This window comes from Frisingicoccus sp. (assembly GCA_016298055.1).
In the GTDB taxonomy this organism is placed as follows: Bacteria; Bacillota; Clostridia; order Lachnospirales; family Lachnospiraceae; genus Frisingicoccus.
Genome location: JAEDDO010000088.1, coordinates 1 through 7467, shown reverse-complemented (window position 1 = coordinate 7467; position 7467 = coordinate 1). Strand labels below are relative to the sequence as shown.

Below are 7467 nucleotides of genomic sequence, written 5' to 3'. Positions count from 1 at the left end.
TATAAGTATTTCGGATTCAAATTTCATTGACAAGAGCATTATAATAGAAGATTTCCTTATCTGTGTGCCGGACAATTTCTCCCCGCTCAATCAGATAATCCAGATGGGAAATGGTTTCACCGATCGCAAACCATTTTTGCTGTATCGGAAATTCGTCCCAGTTTTTGCCTCTCATGGACCAGGTCATTTGGGCACCGATCTGGCAGGCATTTAATCCCGGATTTTTTTGGATGATCGATAATGTTTGACGGATCCTTCGATCATGATGCTGCTGGATCTGTTGGATCCGTTCATATACATCCATATCATTGCCGCGGTGGCCCGGAAGAGTAAGATGAATGTCAAGAGATTGTATTTTTCTAAGGCTTTCAAGATAATTTCCGAGAGAATCATCAATGCCGCGCCACATGGTGATATTTGGTGTAATGTCGAATAATATGTGATCGCCAGAAAAAAGAATTTTTTCTTTTTTTAAGTAAAGACACATGTGTCCGGGGGTGTGTCCGGGTGTCCACAGGCATTCGAGAATATGTCCTCCGATGGAAAAACATTCATGATCCGAAACCGTTTCGGCACGGAAAAGATATTTCGGTGCAAAAGCCCGGGCCGGATTTACTTTCCGCTGGAGTTCAATCAAATCTCTGGAAAGACCTTCATGATAAAATTTTTCTTCCATCCATGGCCAGAAGGCACCATCATGTTCATTTTTTAAATAATTATAATCCACATCGCTCATGAGAACCCGGGTTTTATCTGTAATAATATCGTTTGTAAGCCCTACATGATCCGAGTGAAGATGGGTGAGAAATAGGGTCGTATGATCCATATCGATACACAGCTCTTTCAGACCGGCGGTCAGGGCCTCAAGACATTCGGGTTGATTAAATCCGGTATCGATGACCAGGTTTTCATCCGGAGTGCGGATGACGTAGCTGTTTAAAATTTTTAAAGGGTTGTTTGGAAGGGTGACGGGAATTTTGTAAATATCCGGATTTTTATAAATAAGCTCAGCCATAAGTTACCTCCAACAGAGTTTTTATTTAGTATACCATGTGTTTTTTATTTCTTCATTGTTTTTATGTATCTTTTTTTCAGTCCTGGTTCATACTATATAAAAACAGGAAGGCGGTAAGGTTGTGAAGGAAGAAAATGAAGAAGAAATGTTTGAAGAGGGTCAAATCGTTTTAGAAGATTCGGAGAAAAGAAAAATTCTATTACTGTCAATCATCGGGGAAATTGAGGGACATGAGGCGGCACCGGAAAAATGTAAGGCAACAAAATATGACCATGTTCTTCCACAACTGGCGGCTTTTGAGGATGATGATACCCTTGAAGGACTTCTGGTGCTTTTAAATACACAGGGAGGCGATGTGGACGCAGGTCTTGCTATTGCGGAGATGATTGCCACATTAAGCAAGCCCACCGTGTCACTTGTCCTCGGCGGTTCCCATTCTATTGGAGTTCCTCTGGCTGTTTCTACGGATTACTCTTTTATTGTAGAATCGGGGACACTCCTGATCCATCCGGTGCGTATGGGCGGAATGGTTATCGGTGCACCCCAGAGCTATGCCTATTTTAAACGGGTTCAGGACAGAATTACCGGTTTCATCGCAGGGCACAGTAACGTTACAAAAGAAAGACTTGAAGAAATGATGATGGACAATACGGAACTCACAAAGGATCTTGGAACCATTCTTGTTGGAAGGGAGGCAGTTCAGGCCGGTCTTATTGATGAGATTGGTGGTATTTCTTCTGCTATGAAAAAATTGAGAATGATGATTGAAGAAAAAAATTAACTCTAAAGAGGACCTGCAATGATCGGGTTCTCTTTTTGAATCAAAAAAAACTATTTTTTTGACAAAGGCTACGATATGTAGTATGATAAAAATAATTGAGTAAAATCAACGGAGGTAAATAAAATGAGTCTTTGGAAAGCAATTTTGCTGGGGCTTATTCAGGGAATTACTGAATTTTTGCCTGTCAGCAGTTCAGGTCATCTTGCGATATTCCAGTACATATTTAAAGTAAATACAGATACGGGCATGCTTTTTGAAGTTATGCTCCACCTTGGAACACTTATTTCTGTATGTATCGTTTTCTGGAAAGATATACGGAAACTTTTTATTGAAGGTATTCATCTTTTGGGGGATGTGTTTGCAAATCTTAAAATTAAGTTCAAAAAGAGTGATGAGAAGTATCGCCGTATTGTGACGAATGCTTATCGGAAGTTTGTACTTCTTATTCTGGCAACATCTGTGCCGACCGCTCTCATTGGTCTTATTTTGAATAATGTGATGGAAGCAGCGACGAATTCACTGCTTGTTCCGGGAATATGTCTCATTATCAATGCGATCATTCTGCTTGTTGTCGGATCCCTTCCGGGCGGCAAGAAGAAGGTTAAGAAAACTTCCTATAAGGAAGCAGCAGTGATCGGTGTGGCTCAGGGGCTTGCCGTACTGCCGGGTATTTCCCGTTCGGGATCAACGATTTCCGCATGCCTTGGCCTTGGATTTGACCGCAGTTTTGCTGTGAAGTATTCCTTTATTGCCTCTTTGCCGGCTATTATCGGAGCAAATCTTCTGGAACTTCGCCATTTCGGTGAGGCTGTTTCTTCCGGCGGAGAGATTTTGTATTATGTTGCCGGTATGATCGTAGCCGGTATTGCGGGATATATTTGTATTCGTATTATGATGCGGGTAGTGAGTGAGAAGAAGTTCAGTTATTTTGCTTATTACTGCGCAATTGTTGGTGTGATTTCACTTATTTTTCATTTTTTTATCATTAAATAGTCCATAATGATTGGAGTACTGCTGCGAAATGTCTTTATGACATTTCGTTTTGCTCTCTATTCAGATATTATTGAAGTTTGGGAGGAATTATGGAATGGCTGGAAAACAGCAAAAAACAGCCGGGAACAGAAAAAAATCGAATTCCGGTCGTAAAACGACAACAAGAAAAAAGACATCCGAAAAGAATAATAAACAGAGTATAGAATTGACACCGGAAGAACGTGAGCAGCAGCAGGGGATTCATGACGAGATTGTTGTCATTGCGATTTTGGCTCTGAGCATTCTGCTTATACTGAGTAATTTTAATTTATGCGGAAGGCTGGGTGTTTTGATATCGAATATCACTTTTGGTTTTTTTGGATATATGGCTTATATTCTTCCGTTTGCTTTCTTTTTTGGTATATCCTTTTTTATTGCCAACCGTGGAAACCGACTTGCAAAAATCAAGCTGACAGCCGCCATTTTTTGTTATCTGTTTTTTACTATTTTTGTGCATATGGTGACAGAGCCTTATGATGCGGGAGCATCCTGGTTCGGTGCTTTTAAAGAAAGTGCGGCGGAACATAACGGAGGAGGTCTTATTGGCGGTATTGCAGTGAAGATTTTTTATCCTTTACTTGGCACCGTCGGATGCTATGTGCTGGTTGCGTTTTTCATTCTTGTTTCCATTGTTCTTATGACTCAGAGATCTTTTGTCATACCATTGGGAAAAAAAGGAAAAAATGCCTATACAAAAGCTTCTATGCAGCATAGAGAGCAGAGAAAACTTCGCAGAGAACAGAAAGAAAGTGAGCGGGCTCTGGAGGGACCGACAGCTTCTGTTGAAGAGGTTCGGGAAAAATTTGAAAAGAAATCTTTGAACTTTGATTTTGGGCTGATAGCAAATACCAAAAATAAAGAAAAAGATATTGTAGAAGAAATTATTCTCCCATCCGGAAATGACGATCTGTTTTCAGAGCGTTCCGAAGATGAAACGGACAAAGGGATTTCTGAGGTATACATGGAACCGGCTGAAGAAGAGGATGTTTTTGATTTTCCGTCGGATATTCAGGTTATTCAGGATATATCCGAATCAAAAAGAGAAGGAAGAATCGGAACTGCTGACGGAGATATGCGCCCGATCGTCATTCGAGAGGATGCGCCGGAGCCGTCAGCGACAGCTGTAGCGAAGGCTTCAGCCAAGGCGGATGCTATGAAAGCGGATGCACCTACAGAAGAAGAAAAGCAGAAAACAGCGGAGCATATTGAGGCGGCACTGGAAAAGATGCCCGAATATAAATTTCCTCCGGTTTCACTTCTTGTTCGGGGAGAACAGAAGAAAAAGGCAGAATCGGATGCGAATATTCGTCAGACCGCATTGAAGCTGAAATCCACACTTGAAAGTTTTGGAGTGAAGGTTCAAATCACCAATTATAGTCGGGGTTCATCTGTTACCCGTTATGAGATCCAGCCGGAGCAGGGGGTAAAAGTCAGCAAGATTGTTAATCTTTCTGATGATATCCAATTGAATCTGGCGGGGGCCGATATACGAATCGAGGCACCGATCCCGGGTAAGGCTGCCATTGGTATTGAGGTTCCGAATAAAGAAAAAACCCCGGTTTTATTCAGAGATTTAATTGAAAGTCAGGAATTTAAAACAAGCAAATCTGATATCGCATTTGCCGTAGGAACCGATATCGGCGGGAAAGTTATTATGGCGGATATTTCAAAGATGCCTCATCTGCTTATCGCAGGTGCAACGGGTTCCGGTAAATCGGTATGTATCAATACGCTCATCATGAGCATTATTTATAAGGCAAAACCGGAGGATGTCCGTCTGATCATGGTGGACCCGAAGGTGGTTGAGTTAAGTGTTTATAATGGTATTCCGCATCTTCTTATTCCGGTCGTTACTGATCCGAAAAAGGCGGCGGGAGCCTTAAACTGGGCTGTTATGGAGATGACGGACCGTTATAAAAAATTTGCGGAACTGAATGTAAGGGATCTGAAAGGATATAATGAAAAGATATTGAATGCACAGTATCAGAGTCCGGATTACCCGAAACTTCCGCAGATTGTAATAATTGTAGACGAGCTTGCAGATTTGATGATGGTTGCTCCGGGAGAAGTGGAAGATGCCATTTGTCGTCTGGCTCAGTTAGCCAGAGCCTGTGGTATCCATCTGGTCATTGCGACGCAGAGACCATCTGTCAATGTCATTACAGGGCTGATCAAAGCGAACATTCCGTCAAGAATTGCATTTTCTGTATCATCCAACGTAGATTCAAGGACGATCATCGATATGGGCGGTGCGGAAAAACTTCTTGGAAAGGGCGATATGCTCTTTTATCCATCCGGATATCAGAAGCCGCTGCGTGTGCAGGGAGCTTTCATATCGGATAAGGAAGTTAATGATGTTGTCGCATATCTCCGGGAAAGCCAGAATAATCAGGTCAACTATAATGATGATATTACATCGAAAATTACAACCACAGCATCTGCAGAAATAGCATCCGGCAATGACCGGGATGTCTATTTTGTCGAGGCGGGTAAATTTATCATCGAAAAAGACAAGGCTTCCATCGGAATGCTGCAGCGCGTATTTAAAATCGGATTCAACCGGGCGGCAAGAATCATGGATCAGCTCTGTGATGCCGGTGTGGTCGGACCGGAAGAGGGCACGAAACCGAGAAAGGTCTTGATGTCTGAAGAAGAATTTGCAACCTATGTAGAAGAGACTTTATAGGCAGGAGGAAAAAAATGAAAACAGATATTCAGATTGCTCAGGAAACTAAAATGGAACATATTAAAAATGTAGCTGCCAAGCTGGACATTCAGGAAGATGACCTGGAGTTTTACGGCAAATATAAAGCAAAATTTTCAGATGAACTGTGGGATAAGATCAAAGATCGTCCAAACGGAAAATTAATTCTTGTTACTGCAGTTAATCCAACACCGGCCGGCGAGGGAAAAACAACAATCAGTGTTGGCCTTGGTGAAGCTATGGGCGTTTTAAATAAAAAAGCAGTTCTTGCACTTCGTGAGCCATCACTCGGACCATGCTTCGGAATTAAGGGTGGTGCAGCAGGCGGCGGATACGCTCAGTTAGTTCCTATGGAAGAGTTAAATCTTCATTTTACAGGAGATTTTCATGCGATTACTTCTGCCAATAATCTTCTTGCAGCAATGCTTGATAACCACATCCATCAGGGAAATGCATTAAGAATCGATCCGAATCAGATCGTATGGAAACGCTGCGTGGATATGAATGACCGTGCGCTCCGTAACATCGTTGTCGGCCTTGGAGCAAAAGCAGACGGTGTTGCTCGTGAAGATCACTTTGTTATTTCTGTTGCTTCTGAAATTATGGCAATTCTTTGTCTTGCAAATGACCTTGCAGATCTTAAAGAGATGCTCGGACGTATCATCGTTGCTTATAATTATGATGGTGAACCTGTAACAGCAAAAGATCTTAAAGCTGTCGGTTCTATGGCAGCTTTATTAAAAGATGCGATCAAACCGAATATGATCCAGACGCTGGAACATACACCGGCGATCGTTCACGGCGGACCATTTGCAAATATCGCTCACGGATGCAACAGTGTTCGTGCAACAAAGATGGGTCTGAAACTGGCAGATTATGTTATCACAGAAGCCGGATTCGGTGCTGACCTTGGTGCTGAGAAGTTCTTTGATATTAAGTGCCGTAAAGCCGGACTTACACCTTCCGCAGTTGTTCTTGTATCTACTGTAAAGGCAATCAAATATAATGGCGGTGTAGCGAAAGCGGATCTTGCACAGGAGAATCTTGAAGCACTCAAAAAAGGTATCGTAAACCTTGAAAAGCATATCGAAAACCTTCAGAAATACGGTGTGCCGATCGTTGTTACTTTAAATAAATTCATCACAGACTCTGAAGCAGAACTTGCTTATATTAAGGAATTCTGTGAATCCAGAGGCTGCGAATTCGCTTTGGCTGAAGTATGGGAAAAAGGCGGCCAGGGTGGTGTTGATCTGGCAAATAAAGTACTTGAAACGATTGAAAAGAAAGAAAATAATTTCAATGTTCTTTATCCGGATGAATTATCGTTAAAAGAAAAAATTGAAAAAATTGCAACAGAAATTTATGGCGCTGACGGTGTAACTTATTCTGCAGCAGCAAATAAAGCTCTGGCAAAAATTGAAGGCATGGGCATGGGAAATCTTCCTGTATGTATGGCAAAGAATCAGTATTCCTTATCCGATGATGCTAAGAAACTTGGACGTCCGACAGGATTTACTGTAAACATCCGTGAAGTTTATGTAAGTGCGGGTGCAGGTTTCGTTGTTGCCATCACAGGTACAATTATGACAATGCCAGGTCTTCCTAAAGTACCTGCAGCAGAAGCTATTGATGTGGATGAAAACGGCAATATTGTAGGATTATTCTAATGTATCAGGAGGAAAGACAGAGAATGGCACAGATTATTGACGGTAAGAAGATATCTGCTGAGATTAAAGATGAATTAAAGGCAAAGGTTGCCGCTTTAAAGGCAGAAGGAAAAGAAATTACATTGGCAGTTATTCAGGTTGGAAATGATCCTGCTTCCACAGTTTATGTCGGAAACAAGAAAAAATCCTGTGAATATATCGGAATTCGCTCATTAGCTTACGAGCTTCCGGAAGAAACGACAGAAGAAGAACTGGTTTCTCTCGTTGA

Annotated in this window: 6 protein-coding genes; 5 read left to right on the top strand and 1 reads right to left on the bottom strand. The window is 41.8% G+C overall.

Annotated features, from left to right (window positions below; translation table 11 throughout):
- Positions 1-16 precede the first annotated feature (16 nt).
- Entirely contained in the window at positions 17-1015 is a 999-nt protein-coding gene (locus tag QZZ35_RS07750; protein ID WP_291236879.1) for an MBL fold metallo-hydrolase, read from the bottom strand.
- A gap of 145 nt (positions 1016-1160) precedes the next feature.
- On the opposite strand from QZZ35_RS07750, the gene QZZ35_RS07745 reads away from it, so the two are divergent.
- From QZZ35_RS07745 to QZZ35_RS07725, 5 genes are all read left to right on the top strand, one after another.
- The gene (locus QZZ35_RS07745) at positions 1161-1796 is read left to right on the top strand and encodes a ClpP family protease (RefSeq protein ID WP_291236880.1); all 636 of its coding nucleotides are present in this window, start codon (positions 1161-1163) and stop codon (positions 1794-1796) included.
- A gap of 123 nt (positions 1797-1919) precedes the next feature.
- Entirely contained in the window at positions 1920-2789 is an 870-nt protein-coding gene (locus QZZ35_RS07740; protein ID WP_291236878.1) for an undecaprenyl-diphosphate phosphatase, read from the top strand.
- A 94-nt stretch (positions 2790-2883) separates the two neighbouring features.
- Entirely contained in the window at positions 2884-5514 is a 2631-nt protein-coding gene (locus QZZ35_RS07735; protein ID WP_291236877.1) for an FtsK/SpoIIIE family DNA translocase, read from the top strand.
- Positions 5515-5528: 14 nt separating this feature from the next.
- Positions 5529-7199: a formate--tetrahydrofolate ligase gene (locus QZZ35_RS07730; protein ID WP_291236876.1), complete on the top strand. Its 1671-nt coding sequence runs from the start codon at positions 5529-5531 to the stop codon at positions 7197-7199.
- A gap of 23 nt (positions 7200-7222) precedes the next feature.
- On the top strand, positions 7223-7467 hold a 245-nt coding region (locus QZZ35_RS07725), incomplete at its 3' end, for a tetrahydrofolate dehydrogenase/cyclohydrolase catalytic domain-containing protein (protein ID WP_291236875.1).

Coding starts and splice junctions, on each gene's coding strand:
- QZZ35_RS07750 (WP_291236879.1), bottom strand. CDS start 1,015: ATGGCTGAGCTTATTTATAAAAATCCGGATATTTACAAAATTCCCGTC.
- QZZ35_RS07745 (WP_291236880.1), top strand. CDS start 1,161: ATGTTTGAAGAGGGTCAAATCGTTTTAGAAGATTCGGAGAAAAGAAAA.
- QZZ35_RS07740 (WP_291236878.1), top strand. CDS start 1,920: ATGAGTCTTTGGAAAGCAATTTTGCTGGGGCTTATTCAGGGAATTACT.
- QZZ35_RS07735 (WP_291236877.1), top strand. CDS start 2,884: ATGGCTGGAAAACAGCAAAAAACAGCCGGGAACAGAAAAAAATCGAAT.
- QZZ35_RS07730 (WP_291236876.1), top strand. CDS start 5,529: ATGAAAACAGATATTCAGATTGCTCAGGAAACTAAAATGGAACATATT.